Below are 20,077 nucleotides of genomic sequence, written 5' to 3'. Positions count from 1 at the left end.
TGATTACCTCCTAGATAGGGGTTCCACCCGCTGGAAGGTCAATGGATGACCAGGGATTTTCTTCCCCGGTCCTTCGCCGTTCCCCGAACCAGCTACGGTTCAGCCCCCTACGCCGCACACTGGTAGTAACCTCGGAAACCGGCGGTCAGACCGGCATCCAGCTCGAGGGTCAGGTCGGCCTCTGCCACGGCATCCTGCGCGTTCAACGGCCCGCCGCCCGGAGCGGTGACCTGCACCGAAATGCCTTCCGCACGGGGGGCAATCCCGGTCGCAGGATCGCTGCCCGACGGTACGTTCAGACGCACCAGGTCCCCACTCAGCTTCACGAGAGCAGCAATGTCGCCATCGACCGGTCCGACGGCCAGGACCGCGGGGCTGTCTTTCGTGTAGCTGTAAGTGCAGGTGGCGCCATCCGGAAACATCCGGGCGATTTCGGCCTCGGACATGAAACCCGGATCGAGTACCGCGACATTCGCTGTCGAAAGCGCCTGTTCAAGGCTCACGATCTCGCCTGCCGGAGGTTCTTCCTCCTGCGGAATCACGCCCGATGCCTCGATCTCGTCGATGAGGTAACGCATCTGGGCAATCTCCTTGTCCTGCGCATAGATGATCTCATCAGCCAGTTTACGGACGCGGTCATCCTCGATATTGGCTCGACTCGACGTCATGATGGCGATGGAATGATGCGGTATCATCGCTCGCATGTAACTGGTGTCACCGACCGTAGTCTGGCTGCGCACCAACCAGAGCGATGCGGCAAAAACCACGGCTCCGCCGACGAAAATCGCGATATTGATCGCCTTGTTGGAATACATCGACAACATGAATCCCAGCATGATGATCGCCATCGTCGCGCCCATCAGCAGGGCCATGTAGGCGCGGGTCTCCGACCAGAACACATGGGCCAGAAGATACGTGTTGAGATACATCAGTATGAACATCACGACCGTCGAGGTCGCGATCATTGCGGCAAATCTCCAATATGACATGATCGTCCTCTCGCTTAGGTTCAAACACCCGGTCCTTCGCCGGAACTGCTTGCGAAACGACTTTCCAGCGCTGGAGGGTTCCCGACCTGTTTTGCCACCGGCTGGGGGCTCAGATCCGCGTCCTCACGGGCGGATCTACGGACTCGTCTTCCGCGCTACCAGCCGTCCGACCACCATCGCCTATCCGGAGGCCGAGCGCTTGGTCGGTCAGGATGAGGACGTGGTCAGCGCCACGGCCCCGAACGCCCGCGATGACGGGTATCGGGAACCCGGCTGGCGGATAGGGGCTGAACACCGGGCGAAGACCGTCCACCTTGCGCCGCCATAGCCCGAAGCGCGGCCACGCGGTTCTCGGTGGCGGGATGCGTCGCGAAAAGACTGTCGTGCTTGTGTGCGTGGAGCGGGTTGATGATGAACATGTGCGCGGTTGCCGGGTTGCGCTCGGCGGCGTGATTGTCGATCCGGGCCGCGCCCATGGCGATCTTTTCCAGCGCCGAGGCCAGCCAGAGCGGCTGACCGCAGATTTCCGCCCCGGCCTTGTCGGCGGCATATTCCCGCGTCCGGCTGATCGCCATCTGCACCAGCGCCGCTGCCAGCGGCGCAAGGAACATCATCAGCAGCGTGCCGATGAGGCCCATCCGCTCCCGCGAGCCGCCGAAGAAAAGCGCGAAGTTGGCCAGCATCGAGATCGCGCCGGCGAAGGTCGCGGTGACAGTCATGATCGCGGTGTCGTGGTTGCGGATATGGGCGAGTTCGTGGGCGATCACACCGGCCAGCTCCTCTCGCGTGAGGCTGCGCAGCAAGCCCGAGGTCACGGCGACGGCGGCGTTCGCGGGGTTGCGGCCGGTGGCGAACGCATTGGGCTGGGGCGTGTCGATCAGGTAGACCTTGGGTTCCGGCAGGCCCGCGTTGCGCGCAAGCTCGGCGGTCAGGGCATGAAGCCCCATACGGTCGCCCGGCGGCACCGGCTGGGCGTTGTGCATACGCAGGACCATCCGGTCCGAGTTCCACCAGGTAAAGGCGTTCATCGCCGCCGCGACGACAAGAGCGATCACCGCGCCACCCGATCCGCCGATCAGGTAGCCCACGCCCATGAAGAGCGCGGTCATCGCCGCCATCAGGATCGCCGTCTTCAGATAGCCCATCTTGGTTTTCCACACGTTATATCGAGGTCGTGAAGGAAATATGGGGAGGTTCCCGAGCGGTGCAAGCGTGGGCACCGACCGCACGGTCGATCCGAACCATGCCGCGTCACGCACGCGGGATGCGTGGTCATGGTGCTGCCTTGGCGAAACGACCCCGCGATATTCCCCTCGTGGCGACGAAAGGATCAGGATCTAGGCTGCGACCTTCACCGTCTGGCCCACGATGTGTCCGGCCACCTCGAGCCCGTCCACGTAGAGAACATGCGCGCGGTCGAAGATGAGGGTGACGACCTCCAACTCGATCTCGCCCAGCGCGGTGATGTATTCACCGTCGATGAGCGCCCCCGCGCGCACTGTCGCCTCCTTCGCGCCAAACAGCGCCTCGGCCCGCCAGTCGCGGACATGGACGGGCTGATCCTCGGGCAGGGTCACGTCGCATTCGGGCCGCGTGTCGCCCAAGCTTCCCGCGAGGATCCTGACCGCGCGGCACCGTCGCCTGTGCCGCAACACGTTGCGAACGATCGCCGCGCCCGTGTCGCGGGTGATGATCCGGTCACCGGGCATCACGTGTTCGACGGGCATTTCGCCCGACATCGTAAGGATGATGGAGCCAAGGGGCACCCCACCCGTCATTTGGGAGGCATCGGCATGGGCCTGGCCATGCGAGCGCCCGACCGTTTTCGGCTTCATGGCGTCTCTCGTCTGTTTTTCTGCTCGTTATTCTGGGCAGAATAGATGAACGTCGGGTAAATGTCGCCTGAATTCGGCAGCTTCATCAGCAAGCTGTCTCATTTTTGCTCGCATCCGTTTCGGCGGCTTGGTAAATGACGGGCCGGATGCGGGTGTGGCGAAATTGGTAGACGCACCAGATTTAGGTTCTGGCGCCGCAAGGCGTGGGGGTTCAAGTCCCTCCACCCGCACCAAAGTGAGCTACGCCGCCGACGGTCGCTTCGCAGAAACGGCGAGAGAGCGTCTTAATGGAATTGCGCGATCGGTGCGTGACCGTCTGCGCTTCACAACACCGCTTCGATCAGGAACGGCCCCGGCTCCGCGGCGGCGGTCCGGATCGTGTGGTAAAGCTCGGCGGGGCAGCTGACCTGCTTGCCCGGAACGCCGAAGCCCTTGGCGATGCTGACGAAATCCATCACCGGCCGGTCCAGTTCGAGCATGTCGAGCGCACCGGGGCCGGGATTCTGACCCACCTTGAAAAGTTCCTGCTTGAGGATCTGGTAGCCGCGGTTGGCGAAGATGACGGTGGTCACGTTGAGCCCCTCGCGCGCCTGCGACCAGAGAGCCTGTATCGTGTAGAGCGACGAGCCATCGGCCTGAAGCGCCACGACGGGCCGGTCGGGGCAGGCGACACCCGCGCCGGTGGCGAGCGGCACGCCGATGCCGATGGCGCCGCCGGTGATGGCGAGCCACGAGATAGGCGGCCCCTCCGCCGAAAGCGGCATGGCACGGGTCGCGCTGGTCAGCCGCTCGTCCACGACGATGGCATCCTCCGGCAGGGCGGCGGCGATGGCCGCCGAAACATGCGCGTCGTCCATCGGTCCAGCCTGCGGCGGTTCGCACGGATCGGAGTTGCGCGGCGGGGCGGGCTTCGTACCGACCAGATCGGCCAAGGCCTCGATAGCCGCCGGCCCGTCCTGATCGAAATCGGCAAGCGGCACGGTTTCGCAGTCCTCCGGCAGCAGAAGGCTGGGCCTGTCCGGATAGGCGAAGAAGGCCACCGGCGGCAGGGCCTCGATCAGGATGGCGCGGCGGAAGCCCGACAGCGCCGCCAGCGCGTCGTCCACCGGGTAGGGCACGCGCGGCAGGTCATGGCGGCCGTTGCCACGTTCCATCCGCCGCAACGGGCCGGAGGCGAAGAGCCGGGTGTCGGTCTTGGCCGCGATGCCCGCGAGACGCGCCATGGCGTCGGGCGATTCCAGCACGTTGCCGCCGCAGAGGATCACGGCATCGGGCCCGAGCGAGGAGGCCGCGCGGCGCAGCATGTCGTCATCGATTCCACGCGGCGCGCGGGCCTTCGCGCGCTCGGCCGGTTCGACCCCCGCCACCGGCTCCCACCCGATATCGGCGGGAACGATCAGGGTCGAGATCTGCCCCGGATGGCCCCAGGCAGCGGCAAGCGCATCCATCGCGTCCCCCGCGATCGTCTCGGAGGACTGGACCGTGCGGACCCAGTCCGAGAATGCCGCCGCCGTGCCGGGCACATCGGCGGTGAGCGGCGCGTCATAGCGCAGGTGGCGCCGCGCGTGGTCGCCGACGATGTTGAGCATGGGCGTGCGTGCCTTGCGCGCGTTGTGCAGGTTCGCGCCCGCATTGGCGAGGCCGGGAGCAAGATGCAGAAGCGTTGCCGCGGGTTTGCCGGCCATGCGGGCATAGCCGTCGGCGGCGCCGCTCACCACGCCTTCAAAGAGGCCCAGCACGCAGCGCATGAGACCCGTGCGGTCAAGCGCATCGACAAACTGCATCTCGGAGGTGCCGGGATTGGCGAAACAGACCTCGACGCCTGCGGAATGAAGGCTCCTGAGCAGGCTTTCCGCGCCATTCATCCTGTTGTCCCTGCCTCGGCTGTGTCGGTCATCGCAGGCGTTTGCGACATTCGGGCCGCTTTTTCAAGCACGGCGAGACGGCGGGCGAGTTTTTCCCGCTCGACGGCGGAGGTGATCGTGTCGTCCATCTGCTGCTCGGCGTGGTGGCAGGCAACAAGCGTCTCGCCGATCGCACGCGGCTCGGGCCGGACTTCCTTGCAGAGGTCGGTGGCCAGGGGACAGCGCGGATGAAAGGAGCAGCCCGGCGGCGGCGCGAGCGCACTCGGCACATCGCCGCGGGCCGGCGCCTTCTCGCGTCGGCGGGACGGATCGGGAAGTGGCACGGCCTTGATGAGCGATCGCGTGTAGGGATGCAGCGGCCGCGAGAAGAGCGTGTCCGCCGGCGCCTGTTCGACGAAGCGCCCGAGGTACATGACCGCGACACGGTCGGCGATATGGCGCACGACCGAGAGATCGTGGCTGATGAACACATAGGCCAGGCCGAATTCGCGTTGCAGTTTTTGCAGGAGATTCACGATCTGAGCCTGCAGCGAGACGTCGAGCGCCGAGACGGGTTCGTCGCAGACGATGAGGCCGGGGCGTGTGGCAAGCGCGCGGGCAATGCCGACGCGCTGCCGCTGGCCGCCGGAAAACTCGTGCGGATACCGCTCGGAGTGGAAGCTCGAGAGACCCGAAAGCGCGAGCACTTCCTCGATCCTGTCATCGAGTCCCGCCTTGTCCGCAACCCCGTGCAGGAGAAGCGGTTCGGCCAGCGTCTCGCGCACGGTCATGCGTGGATTGAGCGAGCCATAGGGATCCTGGAAGATGATCTGCATCCGTCGCCGCGCCTCGCGCAGTTCCGCGGTGGACATGGCCGTCACCTCGCGCCCCTCGAGCGTGACGCGACCCGCAGTCGGCTCGATCAGGCGCAGAACGGTGCGGCCCATCGTTGACTTGCCGCAACCCGATTCGCCCACCACAGCCAGCGTCTCGCCGCGCGCGACCTCGAAACTCACGTCGGTCATCGCCTGCACGCTGCCCACCTGCCGGCGGAGGATGCCGCGATGGACCGGGTAGTGCTTGGTGAGATTCTCGACCTTCAGGACCGGATCGCTCATGGCGTCTCCCTCTCGTCGATGGGCGCGTACCAACAGGCGGCGAGGTGGTCGCTGTCTCCCACGGGGGCAAGCGGCGGTTCCTCGCTGCGGCATCGTTCGTCGGCCAGCGGGCAGCGCGGCGCAAAGCGGCAGCCGGTGATCTTCTGCCACGGTGGCGGAAGGGTGCCGGGGATCGTGGCCAGTTTCTCGGCCTTGTCGTCGATGCGCGGCACCGCGGCCATGAGCCCGATGGTATAGGGATGCTGGGGGTTCTCGAAAAGGTCCTCGGCCGGGGCGCGTTCGACCACGGTACCGGCATAGATCACCACGACGTCATCGCAGGTCTCCGCCACGACGCCCAGGTCATGCGTGACGAGGATCACCGCCATGCCCGTCTTCTTCTGCAACTCGCGGATCAGATCGAGTATCTGCGCCTGGATCGTCACGTCGAGCGCGGTCGTGGGTTCGTCGGCGATCAGCAACTCGGGATCGTTGGCCAGCGCCATGGCGATCATCACGCGCTGCCGCTGTCCGCCCGAAAGCTGGTGCGGATAGTCGTCCACCCGCTCGTTCGGCGACGGCAGGCCCACGAGATCCAGAAGCTCGATCGCGCGAGCACGGGTGTCACCCTTGTAGTTGTGGGCGCGCAGGCTCTCGATGATCTGGTCACCGCAGGTATAGACCGGGTTGAGGCTCGTCATCGGCTCCTGAAAGATCATGCCGATGCGTCCGCCCTTGATCTTGCGCATGTCGCTCTTCGACAGGTCCAGAAGGCTCTGGCCGTCGAAGGTGATCTTGCCCCCCTGGATGATGCCGGGCGGCTGCGGGACGAGCCCCATGATCGCGAGCATCGCGATGGACTTGCCGCATCCCGACTCGCCCACGACGCCCAGCGTGCGGCCGCGGTCCACCGAGAAGCTGACGCCGTCCACGGCGCGCATGATGCGCGGTCCGTCGCGAAACCCCACGCGGAGCTTATCGACAGACAGAAGCTCGGTCATTTCCCGACCTCGTAGGCGAGGGGCGATGCCTCGAGATGGGAGCGTCCGGCGAAGTCGAGCTGGCGGAACTGTTCCTCGGCGCGGCGCTGCGCCTCCTCGAGCCGCGCGGTGGCGTCCTCGAGGTCGAAGGCCTCGACCTTGCCGTCGGCGACGACCTGCCGCCCGTCCACGAACACGTCGCGCACCGCCCGTTCGCCCGCCACGTAGATGAGCGAGCGGAGCGGATCGCGCACGGGGCGCATGGCGGGATGGTTGATGTCGGCCATGAAGAGATCGGCCTTGGCGCCCTTCGCAAGCTTGCCGATGTCGTCGCGTCCGAGGATCGCCGCGCCGCCCACCGTGGCGGCGTCGAAGATGTGATGCGTGCGGATATCGAACGGATTACCCGTCATCAGCCGCGAGATGTAGAGCGCGTTGCGCAGCTCTTCGAGCATGTTGTGCGGGTAGGTGTCGGTACCGATCCCCACGGGGATGCCGCCGCGAATATACTTGCCCACGCTCTGCATCGCGATGCCGCGCCGCTGGAACACGGTAGGGCAATGGGCGACGGCCGCGCCGCTGTCGCGCAGCAGCGCGAAATCGTCGGCCTCGGGCCAGTGAACCATGGAATGCGTATTGAGGAAGATGCCGTGCCCGATGATGGCGCCCTCCTTGAGCACGCCGAGGCTGTCGAGCCATTCGAGCGGCGTCTTGCCGTGGCGGCGGGTGATCTCGTGGAACTCCACGACCGATTGCGCGGCGTGGATCTGGAACTTGATCCCGCGCGATTGCGCCTCGGCAAAGCTGTCGCGGATGAGGTCGGCCGAGCAGGTGTCGATCTGCGAGGGCGAGACCATGCCCGACATGCGGCCCGACGGGTGCGCATTGGCCGCGTCGATGGTCTTCATCGCGGCGTCCATCGCCTCGCGGCCCGCCTTCTCGTCCCACTCGTATTCGACCACGTGGCCATTCTTCGTATACCACCGCGCCGAGCGATACATCGGCGCCAGCACCGCGCGGATGCCCGAGCGATCCAGCAGGTCGATCCACGGGTCATAGGGCACCGAAAGATCGGTGAGCGTCGTGACACCCGAGAGCAGAAGCTCGGAAAGCGCAACCTCGGTGCAGGCCTTCGTTCCCTCGGCATCGGGACGGAAGAGCGGCATGAATTCGTAAAGCGAGGACATGTAGAGCCTCGGGCTGCCCAACTCGTCGAGGAAGCCCTTGTTCATCGGCTCCGAGAGCGGATGCGAGTGGATGTTGACCAGACCCGGAGAGACGAGGCGCCCCTTGCCGTCGATCTCGCGCGCGACCTCGCCCTCGAATCGGCCGCCGACCTGGAGGATGCAATCGCCTTCGAAGGCGACGTCTGCGTCCTGGAGATAGGTGTGGCGCCCGGCATCTTCGTCCCAGGCGACGATCCAGCTTGCGTTGCGGATGACTGTTGTTCCGGCCATGTCGGGCGCTCCTTCGTGGTGTGAGTGGTGGCGATCCGGCCGGGTCGGTGCCGGCCGGACCATGGCCCCTGCGGGCTTATTCCTTGAACTTGAGATCAAGGCCCTTGTAGAGACCCGCGCCGTAGTTGTTGTGCGGCACGACGGGCTCCATCTCGGCGCTGTGCACGACATACATCGGCTCGTGGTAGAGCGGCAGCCAGACGGCGGCCTCGTGCACCTTCTTGAGGACCTCGCCATAGGCCGAGGCGCGCGTTTCGTCGTCAAGCGCGGTCTTGCCCTTGTCAAGAAGCGTGTCCGTCTCCTCGTCGTCCCAGTTCATGCGGTTCGGTGTCGGCATGTTCTCGGACCGGAAGTAGAGGTTGAGCGCGTCACCGGACGAGACATACGGGAAGCTCATCCCGAACATGTCGAATTCCTGCGTGGCGAGCTTGCCCCAGGCGACGGTCGCGTCGAAAGCCTGGATCTGCATGTCGACGCCGATCTTCAGAAGTTCGGCCTGCACGAATTCCGAGATCTTCTGCCACGTGGAGCCGGCGAAGACATAGGCCGTCGGCTGAAGCTTCACTCCGTCTTTGGCACGCACGCCGTCGTCGCCGACGGTCCAGCCTGCTTCGTCCAGCATCTGCTTGGCCTTCTCGGGGTCATAGCGCAGCAGCTCGCTGTCCAGGCTTTCGTCCCAGTCAAGCGCGCCCTGGCTCACGTAGCTGTAGGCCGGCTCGACCCTGCCGAACATCAGGTCCTCGGCCAGCGCCTCCTGGTTCACGGCAAGGTTCATCGCGGAGCGGACGACCGGATCGGCGACCGTGTCCTTGTCGATCTTGAAGCCCATGAAATAGGTCCAGAACGCCTCGTCCGATTTCTGCACCTCGACGTTCGGCGCCTGCTCCATCTGGTCGATCGCGATGTAGGGGATGTATTGCGTGACCTGGCTTTGCCCGGTCAGGAGTGCGACGGTGCGGGTGTTTTCCTCGGGCACCACCTGCCACGTGACCTTGGCCATGTGCGGCGCGCCGTCGTTCTCGTAGAATTCGGGACCCCAGTCATAGCCCTCGTGGCGGGTCATCACGAGCTTGTCGCGCGGCGTCCAGCTTTCCCAGCAATAGGGACCGGTGCCGTTGAAGCCGCTGATGCCGTAATCCTCGCCCAGCGCCTCGACGTTTTCCTTGTCGACGATGGTGCCGAAGCTCTGCGTGAGCTGGTAGAGCAGTTCCGAGAAGGGTTCCTCCAGTTGATACTCGACCGTCTTGTCGTCGATGGCGACCACGTCCTTCACGTCGCCCGCACGCCATGCGACGGGCGATTTGGTCTCGGGGTCGACCCAGCGCTTGATCGAGTAGACCACGTCCTCGGCGGTCATCTCCTTGCCATCGCAGAAGGTGACGCCGTCCTTGAGATGGAACGTGTAGGTCCGCCCGTCCTCGGAGACTTCCCACTTGTGGGCAAGGCCGTCGGTGATGGTCTGCATGTCGGGCTCGAGCGAGACGAGCGTGTCGCCCATCATGAAGAGCGCCTCGGCCGCGGCGCGGGCCACGGATTTCTGGGGGTCGTAGTTGTTGCTGTCCACCTCGCGGACGATGGTGATCTCCTGCGCGGTGGCCATGCCGCCCAGGGGCAGCGCCGCCAGCAGCCCGGCCAGCATCAGCCGGGAAGGTTTGCGTGAGTGGTGTATCATGTGATTTCCTCCGTTGGGGTTGCCGCCCTTCTTGGCGGGGCGTTGGGTGAAGTCAGGACCGCATGCGCGGATCGAGCACGTCGCGCAGCGCGTCGCCGGTGATGTTGGCCGCAAGCACGATGATGAAGATGGCTATGGACGGGATGAACGCGATATGCGGCGCGAACAGGATGAAATCGCGTCCCTGCGAGGCCATCATCCCGAGTTCCGCCGCGGGCGGACGGGCGCCGAGACCGAGGAAGCTGAGCGCGGCGCCGATCAGGATGATCTGGCCGAAGCGCAGAGACATGAAGATCATGATCGCCGAGATCGAGTTGCGCACCAGGTAGCGCATGAACACGGCGCGGTCCGAAAGACCGATGGCCCGGCCTGCCTCGATGAATTCCTGCTGCATCACGCTGAGCGCGATCGACCGAGCAATCCGCGCGCTGTCGGGAATCGTGGCGATGGAAAGCGCGATGATCACGGGGAGCGCGCCGGGGCCGAAGATCGCCACGAGCGCAAGGCCGAGGAGGATCGCCGGGAAGGACAGCATCACGTCGGCAAAGCGCATGACGAAAGGCGACAGGCGCGGATAAAAGGCCGAGAGCAGCCCCAGGAGGGACCCGAGGAAGCCGCCGATGCCGACCGAGAGCAACCCGATCAGCAGCGTCAGGCGCGTGCCGTAGAGCAGGCGGCTTAGGATGTCGCGCCCCTGCCCGTCCGTGCCGAGGATGTAGGTCCAGTCGCCCCTCTCGGTCCAGACCGGCGGCGTCATCACGTTGCGCGTTCCCTCGAACGGATCGTGTGGCGCGATGAGCGGCGCGAAGAGCGCGCCCAGCACGAAGAGCGCCAGAACGATCATCGAGATCGCGGCGGAGGGGTCGCGCATCAGCGCGCGCCACCAGACCTGCCGCCGCGGGGGCGTGTTCTCGATATCCGCCTCAGCCGTCATTTGCCCTGCACCCTTGGATCGAGCATCGCGTAGAGCATGTCCACGATCATGTTGATGAGAATGAACGCCAGCGCGAGCACGAGGATACAGCCCTGCGCCAACGGATAATCCGCCGACAGGATCGCCCCCACCGAGAGGCGCCCGATGCCGGGATAGGAAAAGATGGTCTCGGTCACGACCGCGCCACCCAGAAGGTATCCGGCCTGAAGCCCCACCAGCGTGATGACCGGCAGAAGCGCGTTGCGCAGCGCGTGGTGCAGGATCACGCGGCCTTCTTTGAGCCCTTTCGACCGCGCGGTGCGCACATGATCGAGCTTGAGCACTTCGAGCACGCTCGACCTCGTCATCCGGGCCACCGGGCCAATGAAGATGAGCCCGAGCGACAGCGCCGGAAGCGCGATATGCCGCAGGCCGTCCACCGTCCAGAGCGGCCCGCCACGCCCGATGAACGGAAAGAGCTGCCATTTCACGCCGAGCCACTGGATTAGCAGCAGGCAGATGAAGAAGATCGGGAGCGACACGCCCGCCACCGAGAAGGCCATGATCGCCCGGTCAAGGATCGAACCGCGCCAGACCGCCCCCAGCGTTCCCATCGCGATGCCAAGCGGAATGGACCAGATCAGGCAAGCGAACATCAGCTCGAGCGTGGGGACGATCGCGTCCGCTAGCTCGCTCGCCACCGTCTTGTTCGAAATGAAGGACCGGCCGAGATCGCCTTGCAGCACGCGCTCGAGATACCCCCAGAATTGCACGATCATGGGCCGGTCGAGGCCCATGTCGCGCCTGATTTCCTCGACCACCTCGGGCGGTGCCATCGCGCCCGCGAAGACCTGCGCCGGGTCGCCCGGCGACAGTTGGATCAGCAGAAAGCCCAGGATCAGCACCCCGATAAGCACCGGGATGGACTGAAGCAGGCGTCTGACGATCGTGTCGATCATGGCTCAGGCACGCTCATAGACGAGGTTGCCGCCGAGAATGGTCATGTCGCAGCGGGTTTCGAGGATCTCCTCGGGGTCGATCTCGAAGAGGTTGCGGTCAAAGACCGCGATGTCGGCAAGCTGCCCATCGGCAAGCGTGCCCTTGATCGTTTCCTCGTGCGTGGCATAGGCGCTGGCCCAGGTGTAGGCGTGCAGCGCCTCTTCCATGGTAAGCTTCTGGTCCTCCCCGATCACGGTGCCCTTCGACGTCTTGCGCGTGACCATGTTGTAGATCACCGGCATCGGCGCGATCTCGGTCACCGGGCAATCGGTCGAGGCCTGCGGATGCAGTCCCGCGTTCAACCAGTCGCGCATCGGATGCGAGGCGGCGACACGCTCTTCCTCGAGAAGTGTCAGGTAGAGGTCGCCGAAATAATAGAGGAACGAGGGCTGCGGCACCGGCAGGACATGCATCTTCTTCATGCGTTCCATCTGGTCCCCGGTGAGCCAGCCGCAATGCTCGATCCGGTGGCGGCGGTCTTTGACGGGGTGCGCCTCATACGCGGCCTCGTAGGCGTTGAGCACTTCCTCGATGGCCGCGTCGCCGATGGCGTGGATCGCGAATTGGTAGCCCGCCTTGTGCGCCTCGAGGACCATCGCATTCAGCTCGTCCTGGTCGGGGATGCAGAGAAGGCCGGTGTCGTCGGGGCCGCCGCCCATGTAGGGCCGTTTCATCGCGGCGGTGCGGCCGCCCGCGCTTCCGTCGGTGAAGATCTTGACCGGGCCGATGCGGAAGATCTCGTCTCCATTGCCCGTCACGAGCCCCTCATCCATGCAGCGTTCGAGGATCGAGCGGGTCTTGTCCCCCATGAGCGTGCCATACACCCGGACGGGCATCCGTCCCTCGGCGTGGCATTTCTGGTAGGCTTCCATCTCGGTCCAGCCGTCGCGGATGCCGATCGCGGCCTCCATGCAGGAGGTGATGCCGTAGGTCAGCAAATCCTCGCCACCGCGCACGATCGACTCGACCAGCTCGTCCGCGGTTTTCTTGGGCATGACATTCATCAATTTCTCGCGGCCGGTTTCCGCGACGAGACCGGTGAGCTTTCCGTCCTTCTTCTCGATCAGTCCGCCCTCGGGCGACGGCGTGTCGGCGGTGATCCCCGCAAGCTCGAACGCGCGCGAGTTGGCGACCGCGAGATGCCCGTCGGTGCGCACGATGTAGACGGGATGATCGGGGCAGGCCTCGTCGAGTTCGGCACAGGTCGGATGTCGTTTCTCGTCGAAGGCGAAGTGGTCGTAGCCCCGCCCGATGACCCATTCACCCTTGGGCATGGTGGCCGCGCGGTCGGCGAGCGCGGTCTTGACGGCCGCGATGCTCGGTGCGGCGGAGGGGCGCAGATCGACCTCGGCCATGGCGGTGCCGTAGGGCAGGAGATGCATGTGCACGTCGTTGAGCCCGGGCGTGGCGAGCCGCCCCTTGAGGTCGATGACCTTGGTGTCCGAACCGATCAGCCCCTCGATGTCGGCATCCGACCCGCTGGCCATGACCTTGCCATCCGCCATCGCGATCGCCTCGGCCCAACCTAGCCCCTGCCCCAGCCAGATGCGCCCGCCCTTGAGTGCGGTTTCCGCCGTTTTCCCGGATGTCGCCATGCGCCCATCTCCCCCGTCGTGATCGAAGCATTCACTTCAGTTTAGGGCCAGAGACCCGAGTCGCGTCAATTGAATGCGAAGGCCGGAAAGTGTCCGACAAATCGGCGGAGAATGTCGGCAGATGCCTGATTTCGTTGGATGAGGTGAAAATTCACGTTCGCAGCCAATACATTTGAATCGTGATCATAAGATAGAATTCAGTTATATATGGGCGACCGATGCTGGTGCGCGAGGAATGGCACATGGTCGGTCGCGGCGTGAAGAAGGCGCGTGTAATCGGCCAGAACGCGCGCCTTGCTCTCGGGAATGGCGGCGGGGCGCAGCACCGTGTTGGTGAGCTTCGTGGGCGGATAGAAGCGACGGATCAAGCTCTCTTTCGAGGCGTAAAGCTCGGCCGCGAACACGTCGACCACCGTGACCCCGAGCCCCGCCCGCACCATCGCGCAGGCGGTCTGTGACTGATGCGCCTCGAAGCGCGGGGAATAGACGACACCTTGCCGCGCGAATGATCCCGCGACCAGCGGCGAGATCACGCGGCCCGCGTCGATGAGATCCTCCTTGGCAAGCTCGGCGGGCCCGAGCGTCGCGTGCTTGGTCAGAGCGTGGTCGCGGGGGATTACCGCCACGAGATGCGTGGGCGGCAGAAGCGTGCGGTGCAGGTCCGTCTCCTCGATCGCGCCCAAGACGATGCCGATATCGGCCTGGCCCAGTTCGACGGCCTGCAAGACCTGGTCGTCATTGCAGACGGTGACATCGGCGCGCATCTCGGGATCACCTCGCCGCAGGTCGCGCAGCGCGTCGAGCGCGACGCCATGGCCGAGCGATGGTGTCGTCGCGATGCGCAGATGTGCCATGCCGGTGCGCGCGAAACGCCGGACCTCCTCGGTGAGGTCGGCCATGGCGGAAAAGACGGGGCGCACCGCCTCGGCCAGGTGCCGCGCCGCGGGGGTCGGGGCCAGCACCCTGCCCTCGCGCTCGAAAAGGACGAAGCCCAACTGCGCTTCGAGCCGCTGGATCGACGCCGAAACCGCGGGCTGGGATATGCCGAGGTAGGACGCCGCCGAGGTCACGCGGCCGGTCTGCATGACCGCGTCGAACACTTCGAGAAGGCGTATCTTGATCTGATCGTCCTGTGCCATGGCCCTGCCGTCGGATGCCGCCGCAACCGGAGCCTAGGCGCTTCGCGAAGCGGCCTCCAGTGCGAAATCACCGGCGCTCAGACGTCGTAGTAGTCACGATACCAGGCCACGAAACGGGCGATCCCCTCGCGCAGGTCAGTCCGGGGCTTGTAGCCGGTCAGGGATTGCAAGAGGCTCGCATCGGCCCAGGTGGCGTAGACATCGCCCTTCTGCATATCCATGAAGTTCCGCTCGGCCTTGGTACCAAGCTCGTCCTCGATGGCCTCGACCAGATCCATCAGCCGCACGCTGGTCGAGTTGCCGATATTGACCACGCGGAAGGGCGCGACGGGCGACAGGCTGTCTCCCTCGGCGATCTCGTCTCGCGAGGCGGGACGCTCGGGCACGGCATCGATCAGCAGCCGCACGCCGCGCACGAGATCCTCGACATAGGTGAAGTCGCGATACATGTCGCCGTGATTGTAGATGTCGATCGGGCGGCCTTCGAGAATGGCCTTGGTGAACTTGAAAGGCGCGAGGTCGGGGCGCATCCAGGGACCGTAGACCGTGAAGAAGCGGAACATGGTGATGGGCAGGTTCCAGAGATGGGCATAGGTATGGCCCATCGCCTCGTTGGCCTTCTTGGTCGCGGCGTAGAAGGTGAGCGGGGTGTCGGCCTTCTCGGTCTCGGTGAACGGCATCTCCTCGTTGGCGCCGTAGACCGAGGACGTGGACGCCATGAGGAGGTGCTTCACGCCGAGTTCGCGCGCGGCCTCCATCACGTTGAACGTGCCGATGACATTGCTTTCGAGATAGGCACGCGGGTTCTCGAGGCTGTAGCGCACGCCCGCCTGCGCGGCGAGATGGACGATCACGTCCGGGTTGAAGCTGCGACAGACCTCCATCACCTTGTCGGCATCCTCGAGCATGGCTTCGGTCGCGGCGAAATTCGGCGATTGCAGAAGAACCTGATGGCGGCGCTGCTTGAGCGTGACATCGTAGTAGTCGGTGATCGCGTCGAAGCCGTGGACAGACACCCCCTCGTCAAGAAGAAGCTTGGCCAGATGGAAGCCGATGAACCCGGCGGTTCCGGTGACGAGCACCCGTGTCATGCGCGCGCCGCCTCGGCCGCATCGCGGATGGCGCGGATGTTCTGGCCGTAAACCCCCGGTTCAGAGACGCTTCCGCCCTTGAATACGGCCGATCCGGCGACGAGAACATCGGCCCCCGCCTCGACGACGCGGGGTGCTGTTTCGGGCGTCACCCCGCCGTCGATCTCGATATGGATGGGGCGGTCCCCGATCATCGCGCGCAGGGCGCGCACCTTGTCGATCTGGCTCTCGATGAAGCTCTGCCCGCCGAAGCCCGGATTGACGGTCATGACGCAGACCATGTCGATCATGTCGAGCAGATGCGCCACGTCGCCAAGCCCCGTGCCCGGGTTGAGCGCAAGTCCTGCCTTCACCCCGTTCGCGCGGATCGCCTGAAGCGTGCGGTGGATATGCGGCCCTGCCTCGATATGCGTTGTGAGCATGTCGGCGCCCGCCTCGGCGAAAGCCTCGATATAGGGATCGACCGGCGCGATCATCAGGTGCACGTCCATGAAGGTCTTGACATGAGGCCGGAACGCCTTGACCGCCGGGGGGCCGAAGGTGAGGTTCGGCACGAAATGCCCGTCCATGACATCCACGTGAACCCAGTCGGCGCCCTGTGCCTCGATGGCCTCGATCTCGGCTCCGAAATTGGCGAAATCGGCGGAGAGGATCGAGGGGGCGATCTTGATGCTGCGGTCAAGGGTCATGGCGCGGTCTCCTTGGGTGTGGCTCGGGGGCGCTATGCGGCGCGGGCGGCGCGAGGTCAAGCGCGGCGATTGATCGCGGCGCCCTTCTATGCGACTTGGGCGGTGATTTTTTCCGTAGGTAAGCCCATGCCCGACCCGCGTTTCATCGAGAACAACTACCCGTTCCAGTCCCACCTGGGTTTCGAGTTGAAGGAATGGCGCGCGGATTACGCGCTGATCGAGGTGCCCATCGCGGATTTCATGCAGAACCGGCAGGGTCTCCCGCATGGCGGTGTCCACGCCACGCTTCTCGACAGCGCGATGGGGTTCGCGGGCTGCTACACGGGCGACGCGGACCAGCGGCAGATGGCGCTGACCCTGTCGATGACGGTCAACTATGTCGGGCAGGCGCAGGGCCGCCGGCTTCTGGCCGAGGGGTGGCGGACCGGGGGCGGGCGGCGCACCTATTTCGCCGAAGGGGCGGTGCGCGACGAGTTGGGCACGCTGGTGGCCACCGCGACGGGTGTCTTTCGCTACCGCTCGCAGGGTTGAACCGGGCTTAACCTTTTCGTGCGCCCTCCGGCGCTTGCGCCGCCAGCTCGTAGCGTATGGGCAACGACACCGCGCCGGTATTGCCGCTGTCGGGAAGCCATTCGGGCGGGCCGTCATGGTCCACTTTCGCGAGGGTTGCCGATAGCGCGCGGAAGGCGGCCGCCAGGTCGGTGCGGGCGACGAAATGCCCGATACAGTGATGCGCGCCGCCGCCAAAGCCGAAATGCCGCTTGCGCGGTTTCGTGATGTCAAACCGGGGATCGTCGCAGATGGCGGGATCACGGGCCGAGGCATGGACGAGAAGATGCAGGATCGTGCCTTTTTCGACCCTGATACCGCTCAATTCCACATCTTCGGTGGCTTCGCGTGTGGCCCAGGTGGTCGTCGGGCGGGCGCGGATGATCTCGTCTATCGCGGCGGGAACGAGATCGGGATCACGGCGCATGATCTGCCATTGCTCGGGATGCTCGATGAAAAGCGAGAGCCCCAGGCCCAGGAGCGCGCGCGTTGTGTCGACACCGCCGAAGATCGAGATGACGATCACATTGAGAAGCTCGTCATGGCTGCAATCTCCCGTCTCGTCGAAGCGGGCGACGAGGCGGGCGACGTAGCTCTTGCTGTCCTCCCCACGCCGGACGCGGGCGACCAGCGTGTCGGCGAGCGCGAAAAGCCGCGTGCAGGCGGCATTGGTGCGGTCCTCGAAGCTTGGCGCGCGGATGCTCATGGCGTGGCCAAGCTCGGTCGCGTCGTGCGCGACGTCCGGCCAGCGGGCCCGGTCGAGGCCGAGAAGTGCGGCGATGGCCTGCCCGGCGAAGGGCGTGGCGAAGGCGGACTGGAACTCGCAGCGGTCGGTCCGGCGCAACTCGGCGCAGAGCTCTGCGGCGATCGCGTCGAAGGTGGGAACGAGACCGAGCACGTAATCCTCCGAGAGCGCGGGCACCGCGAGGGCGCGCATCCGGGCATGCGTCTCGCCCTCCTGTCCGATGACCGAGGCTTTCCAGAACTCGGCAAAGGGGCCCGAGATGCCCACCGTGTCGGGCCAGGCGTGGCTCCCCTGCCGAAACCTGCGGTCGCGGAGGATGAGGCCCACCTCGCGCCAGCGCAGCACCGCGAGCCCGTAGGGCGTGCGCGCGCACCAGTTCGCATCGCGCGCGGCGACGACCTCGGGGCCTCGGGTGGAAAGCGCCGGGTCGGACAGGTCGAGAAAGGGAAGCGTGTCAGACATGGCAACAGATCCTGAGAGCATCATAGAGCGCGGCGGCCATGTTGCGCGAGGACACGGCGTCGCCGATACGCACCAGGTCGAAGCGGCCGTCGCGCGCCACGGGAAGGTGAAGCCGCCCTTCGGTCAGGGCCTGAACGTCTACCTGGCCGTTGTTTCGGCTCTGATCCTTGAGCGCGTGATAGAGTTCGTCCATCGGCGTCGTCCCCGCCTCGGTCACCACATGGTCGAAGGTTTCGTCCGAGGTTTCGCCGGTCAGGACATTGCGCATCCGCGCGACAAGGCGGTTGTCGCCGCGCTTGAGCCTGATGCAGTCCGTATCGGCGCGATAGCGGATGCCCTTGGCATAGAGCCCGCGGAGGACGATGGCGCCGGCGGTGCCGCTGACCTCCTGATGTGGCGCGCGGTCGGGCGAGGCGAGCGTCACCTGCGCCCCGTTGGACAGGAGCGCATCGGCTGTCACGGCGCCGGCCTGCGTGCCCATCTCGTCGAGGACCAGGACCTCCCCCGAGAGGCGCACCGCACCTGACAGCGCGTCCCAGGACGAGACGGCGAGTTCGGCACCCGGAAAGGCGAGGCCGGCAGGCAGCCCACCGGTAGCGATGACGACGAAATCAGGCTCTAACACTGCGATATCGTCACATTCCGCGTAGGTGTTGAGATGCTGCGTGACGCCAAGATGCTCAAGCTCGGCGGCGAGCCAGTCGGTCACGCCGATGATGTTCCGGCGAAGCTCGCCGCTGGCGGCGAGGACGTTCTGCCCTCCCAACCGGTCGGCGGCCTCGAAAAGCGTCACGTCGTGGCCCCGCTCGGCCAGCACGCGCGCCGCTTCCATCCCGCCGGGACCGCCGCCCACGACAACCGCCTTGCGGCGCTGCCCGGCCTTTGTGATCACATGCGGCATCACCGCCTCGCGGCCCGTCGCGGCATTCTGGCCGCAGACGGTGGATTTCCCGGTGTTCACCCGGTCGACACAGTAATTCATGCCGACACAGGGCCTGATCCGATGCTCTTCGCCGCGCATGAGCTTGGCCACGATATGCGGGTCGGCGATATGCGCGCGGGTCATGCCCACAAGGTCGACCGCGCCGCTCTCGATGGCGTGGCGCGCGGTGGCGGTGTCGGCGATGCCGCCCGCGTGGAGGATCGGGAGCCGGACCTCCCGACGCAGCGCCGCCGCCAGCCCCAGATGCGGCGCCGAGGGGGTGCCCATGGGCGGGATCCAGCGAGCGAGGCCCAGGTCGTCATAGGGCGCACAGGCTACCACGTTGAGATAGTCGGCCTGCCCCGTCGCCTCGATCGCGCGGGCGACGGCAAGGCAGTCTTCCGGTGTCAGCCCGCCCTCGGTCTCCTCGTCCATGGCGACACGCAGGCCTATGACGAAATTCGACCCTGTTTCACCGCGAACCGCGTCCAGAACCTCGAGCATGAGGCGCATCCGGTTTTCAAGCGTGCCGCCGTAGTCGTCATCGCGCAGGTTGATGAGCGGTGAGAGAAACTGCCCCAGTAGATGCGAATGCACCAGAAGCTCGACCCCGTCGAAGCCGGACGCCTGCACGCGGGCCGCGGCGGCGATGTAGTCGTCGACCACGCGGGCGATATCCTCGGGCTCCATCACCTTGGGTACAGCGCGATGCGCACGCTCGCGGGTGCGCGACGGCCCCATGACCGGCAGCCAGTCACCATCGTCCCAGACGGTGCGGCGGCCGAGATGGGTGATCTGGAGGATCGCGCCCGAGCCGTGGCGCTGCACCCCCTGCGCAAGCTCCGACAGCCAGGGGATGATCGTGTCATCACCGGCGTAGGCCTGTCCGAAGACCGACGGACTGTCCGGCGAGACGTTGGTGGACCCGCCCATCAGGGTGAGGCCGATGCCGCCCTTGGCCTTTTCCTCGTGATAGAGCCTGTATCGCTCGCGCGGGTGCCCGCCCTCGACATAGGAGGGCGCGTGCGCGGTGCTGACGATGCGGTTGCGCAGCGTGAGGTGGCCAAGCTGGAATTCCTGGAGGAGCGGATCGGCCATG

The 20,077-nt window shown here is 65.6% G+C and carries 17 protein-coding genes and 1 tRNA gene; 2 read left to right on the top strand and 16 right to left on the bottom strand.

What is annotated here, in order from left to right; all coding sequences use genetic code 11:
- Window positions 1–107: 107 nt before the first annotated feature.
- The 3 genes from K1T73_RS01900 to K1T73_RS01890 all read right to left on the bottom strand — a co-directional run bounded on the left by K1T73_RS01900 (window position 108) and on the right by K1T73_RS01890 (window position 2,824).
- On the bottom strand, window positions 108–989 hold the full coding sequence (locus tag K1T73_RS01900) for a DUF305 domain-containing protein (protein WP_220603572.1): 882 nt from the start codon (window positions 987–989) through the stop codon (window positions 108–110).
- Window positions 990–1,213: 224 nt separating this feature from the next.
- Entirely contained in the window at window positions 1,214–2,134 is a 921-nt protein-coding gene (gene htpX, locus K1T73_RS01895) for a zinc metalloprotease HtpX (protein WP_220602319.1), read from the bottom strand.
- Window positions 2,135–2,326: 192 nt separating this feature from the next.
- Window positions 2,327–2,824, bottom strand: a complete 498-nt coding sequence (locus tag K1T73_RS01890; protein ID WP_220602318.1) for a Hint domain-containing protein — start codon at window positions 2,822–2,824, stop codon at window positions 2,327–2,329.
- A 148-nt stretch (window positions 2,825–2,972) separates the two neighbouring features.
- On the opposite strand from K1T73_RS01890, the gene K1T73_RS01885 reads away from it, so the two are divergent.
- Window positions 2,973–3,057: transfer RNA gene (locus tag K1T73_RS01885), tRNA-Leu, on the top strand.
- A 90-nt stretch (window positions 3,058–3,147) separates the two neighbouring features.
- On the opposite strand, the gene K1T73_RS01880 is transcribed toward K1T73_RS01885, so the two are convergent.
- The 11 genes from K1T73_RS01880 to rpe form a co-directional block, all read right to left on the bottom strand.
- Window positions 3,148–4,689: an acetolactate synthase large subunit gene (locus K1T73_RS01880; RefSeq protein WP_220602317.1), complete on the bottom strand. Its 1,542-nt coding sequence runs from the start codon at window positions 4,687–4,689 to the stop codon at window positions 3,148–3,150.
- Window positions 4,686–5,786 carry an ABC transporter ATP-binding protein gene (locus K1T73_RS01875; protein ID WP_220602316.1) on the bottom strand — a complete coding sequence of 367 codons (1,101 nt, stop codon included), beginning with the start codon at window positions 5,784–5,786 and terminating at the stop codon, window positions 4,686–4,688. Before K1T73_RS01875 ends, K1T73_RS01880 begins: the two co-directional genes overlap by 4 nt.
- Window positions 5,783–6,766, bottom strand: a complete 984-nt coding sequence (locus tag K1T73_RS01870; RefSeq protein ID WP_220602315.1) for an ABC transporter ATP-binding protein — start codon at window positions 6,764–6,766, stop codon at window positions 5,783–5,785. The genes K1T73_RS01875 and K1T73_RS01870 overlap by 4 nt, the downstream gene beginning before the upstream one ends.
- Window positions 6,763–8,202, bottom strand: coding sequence for an amidohydrolase family protein (locus K1T73_RS01865; protein WP_220602314.1), 1,440 nt, complete (start codon window positions 8,200–8,202; stop codon window positions 6,763–6,765). The genes K1T73_RS01870 and K1T73_RS01865 overlap by 4 nt, the downstream gene beginning before the upstream one ends.
- A 76-nt stretch (window positions 8,203–8,278) precedes the next feature.
- Entirely contained in the window at window positions 8,279–9,874 is a 1,596-nt protein-coding gene (locus tag K1T73_RS01860; protein ID WP_220602313.1) for an ABC transporter substrate-binding protein, read from the bottom strand.
- Window positions 9,875–9,926: 52 nt separating this feature from the next.
- Complete coding sequence (locus K1T73_RS01855; protein WP_220602312.1) at window positions 9,927–10,808, bottom strand: ABC transporter permease; 882 nt, start codon at window positions 10,806–10,808, stop codon at window positions 9,927–9,929.
- Window positions 10,805–11,746: an ABC transporter permease gene (locus K1T73_RS01850; protein WP_220602311.1), complete on the bottom strand. Its 942-nt coding sequence runs from the start codon at window positions 11,744–11,746 to the stop codon at window positions 10,805–10,807. The genes K1T73_RS01855 and K1T73_RS01850 overlap by 4 nt, the downstream gene beginning before the upstream one ends.
- A 3-nt stretch (window positions 11,747–11,749) precedes the next feature.
- Window positions 11,750–13,381, bottom strand: coding sequence for an amidohydrolase (locus K1T73_RS01845; protein ID WP_220602310.1), 1,632 nt, complete (start codon window positions 13,379–13,381; stop codon window positions 11,750–11,752).
- Window positions 13,382–13,578: 197 nt separating this feature from the next.
- Entirely contained in the window at window positions 13,579–14,520 is a 942-nt protein-coding gene (locus K1T73_RS01840; RefSeq protein WP_220602309.1) for a LysR family transcriptional regulator, read from the bottom strand.
- A 77-nt stretch (window positions 14,521–14,597) separates the two neighbouring features.
- On the bottom strand, window positions 14,598–15,611 hold the full coding sequence (locus K1T73_RS01835; protein ID WP_220602308.1) for a GDP-mannose 4,6-dehydratase: 1,014 nt from the start codon (window positions 15,609–15,611) through the stop codon (window positions 14,598–14,600).
- The gene (gene rpe / locus K1T73_RS01830) at window positions 15,608–16,300 is read right to left on the bottom strand and encodes a ribulose-phosphate 3-epimerase (protein WP_220602307.1); all 693 of its coding nucleotides are present in this window, start codon (window positions 16,298–16,300) and stop codon (window positions 15,608–15,610) included. Before rpe ends, K1T73_RS01835 begins: the two co-directional genes overlap by 4 nt.
- A 126-nt stretch (window positions 16,301–16,426) precedes the next feature.
- On the opposite strand from rpe, the gene K1T73_RS01825 reads away from it, so the two are divergent.
- Window positions 16,427–16,831, top strand: a complete 405-nt coding sequence (locus K1T73_RS01825) for a PaaI family thioesterase (protein ID WP_220602306.1) — start codon at window positions 16,427–16,429, stop codon at window positions 16,829–16,831.
- A gap of 7 nt (window positions 16,832–16,838) precedes the next feature.
- Here the strand turns inward: K1T73_RS01825 and K1T73_RS01820 are convergent, their stop codons facing one another.
- Together K1T73_RS01820 and K1T73_RS01815 are read right to left on the bottom strand one after the other, a co-directional pair.
- Window positions 16,839–18,056 (bottom strand): cytochrome P450, encoded by a 1,218-nt coding sequence (locus tag K1T73_RS01820; RefSeq protein WP_220602305.1) that lies wholly within the window; start codon window positions 18,054–18,056, stop codon window positions 16,839–16,841.
- The gene (locus K1T73_RS01815; protein ID WP_220602304.1) at window positions 18,049–20,076 is read right to left on the bottom strand and encodes an NADH:flavin oxidoreductase; all 2,028 of its coding nucleotides are present in this window, start codon (window positions 20,074–20,076) and stop codon (window positions 18,049–18,051) included. The genes K1T73_RS01820 and K1T73_RS01815 overlap by 8 nt, the downstream gene beginning before the upstream one ends.
- Window position 20,077 lies beyond the last annotated feature (1 nt).

The sequence above is a fragment of the Roseovarius sp. SCSIO 43702 genome (genome assembly GCF_019599045.1).
Classification (GTDB): Bacteria; Pseudomonadota; Alphaproteobacteria; order Rhodobacterales; family Rhodobacteraceae; genus Roseovarius.
Note: the sequence above shows the minus strand (reverse complement) of the source record. Positions and strands in the feature narration are given on the sequence as shown.

Coding starts and splice junctions, on each gene's coding strand:
- K1T73_RS01900 (WP_220603572.1), bottom strand. CDS start 989: ATGTCATATTGGAGATTTGCCGCAATGATCGCGACCTCGACGGTCGTG.
- htpX (WP_220602319.1), bottom strand. CDS start 2,134: ATGGGCTATCTGAAGACGGCGATCCTGATGGCGGCGATGACCGCGCTC.
- K1T73_RS01890 (WP_220602318.1), bottom strand. CDS start 2,824: ATGAAGCCGAAAACGGTCGGGCGCTCGCATGGCCAGGCCCATGCCGAT.
- K1T73_RS01880 (WP_220602317.1), bottom strand. CDS start 4,689: ATGAATGGCGCGGAAAGCCTGCTCAGGAGCCTTCATTCCGCAGGCGTC.
- K1T73_RS01875 (WP_220602316.1), bottom strand. CDS start 5,786: ATGAGCGATCCGGTCCTGAAGGTCGAGAATCTCACCAAGCACTACCCG.
- K1T73_RS01870 (WP_220602315.1), bottom strand. CDS start 6,766: ATGACCGAGCTTCTGTCTGTCGATAAGCTCCGCGTGGGGTTTCGCGAC.
- K1T73_RS01865 (WP_220602314.1), bottom strand. CDS start 8,202: ATGGCCGGAACAACAGTCATCCGCAACGCAAGCTGGATCGTCGCCTGG.
- K1T73_RS01860 (WP_220602313.1), bottom strand. CDS start 9,874: ATGATACACCACTCACGCAAACCTTCCCGGCTGATGCTGGCCGGGCTG.
- K1T73_RS01855 (WP_220602312.1), bottom strand. CDS start 10,808: ATGACGGCTGAGGCGGATATCGAGAACACGCCCCCGCGGCGGCAGGTC.
- K1T73_RS01850 (WP_220602311.1), bottom strand. CDS start 11,746: ATGATCGACACGATCGTCAGACGCCTGCTTCAGTCCATCCCGGTGCTT.
- K1T73_RS01845 (WP_220602310.1), bottom strand. CDS start 13,381: ATGGCGACATCCGGGAAAACGGCGGAAACCGCACTCAAGGGCGGGCGC.
- K1T73_RS01840 (WP_220602309.1), bottom strand. CDS start 14,520: ATGGCACAGGACGATCAGATCAAGATACGCCTTCTCGAAGTGTTCGAC.
- K1T73_RS01835 (WP_220602308.1), bottom strand. CDS start 15,611: ATGACACGGGTGCTCGTCACCGGAACCGCCGGGTTCATCGGCTTCCAT.
- rpe (WP_220602307.1), bottom strand. CDS start 16,300: ATGACCCTTGACCGCAGCATCAAGATCGCCCCCTCGATCCTCTCCGCC.
- K1T73_RS01825 (WP_220602306.1), top strand. CDS start 16,427: ATGCCCGACCCGCGTTTCATCGAGAACAACTACCCGTTCCAGTCCCAC.
- K1T73_RS01820 (WP_220602305.1), bottom strand. CDS start 18,056: ATGTCTGACACGCTTCCCTTTCTCGACCTGTCCGACCCGGCGCTTTCC.
- K1T73_RS01815 (WP_220602304.1), bottom strand. CDS start 20,076: ATGGCCGATCCGCTCCTCCAGGAATTCCAGCTTGGCCACCTCACGCTG.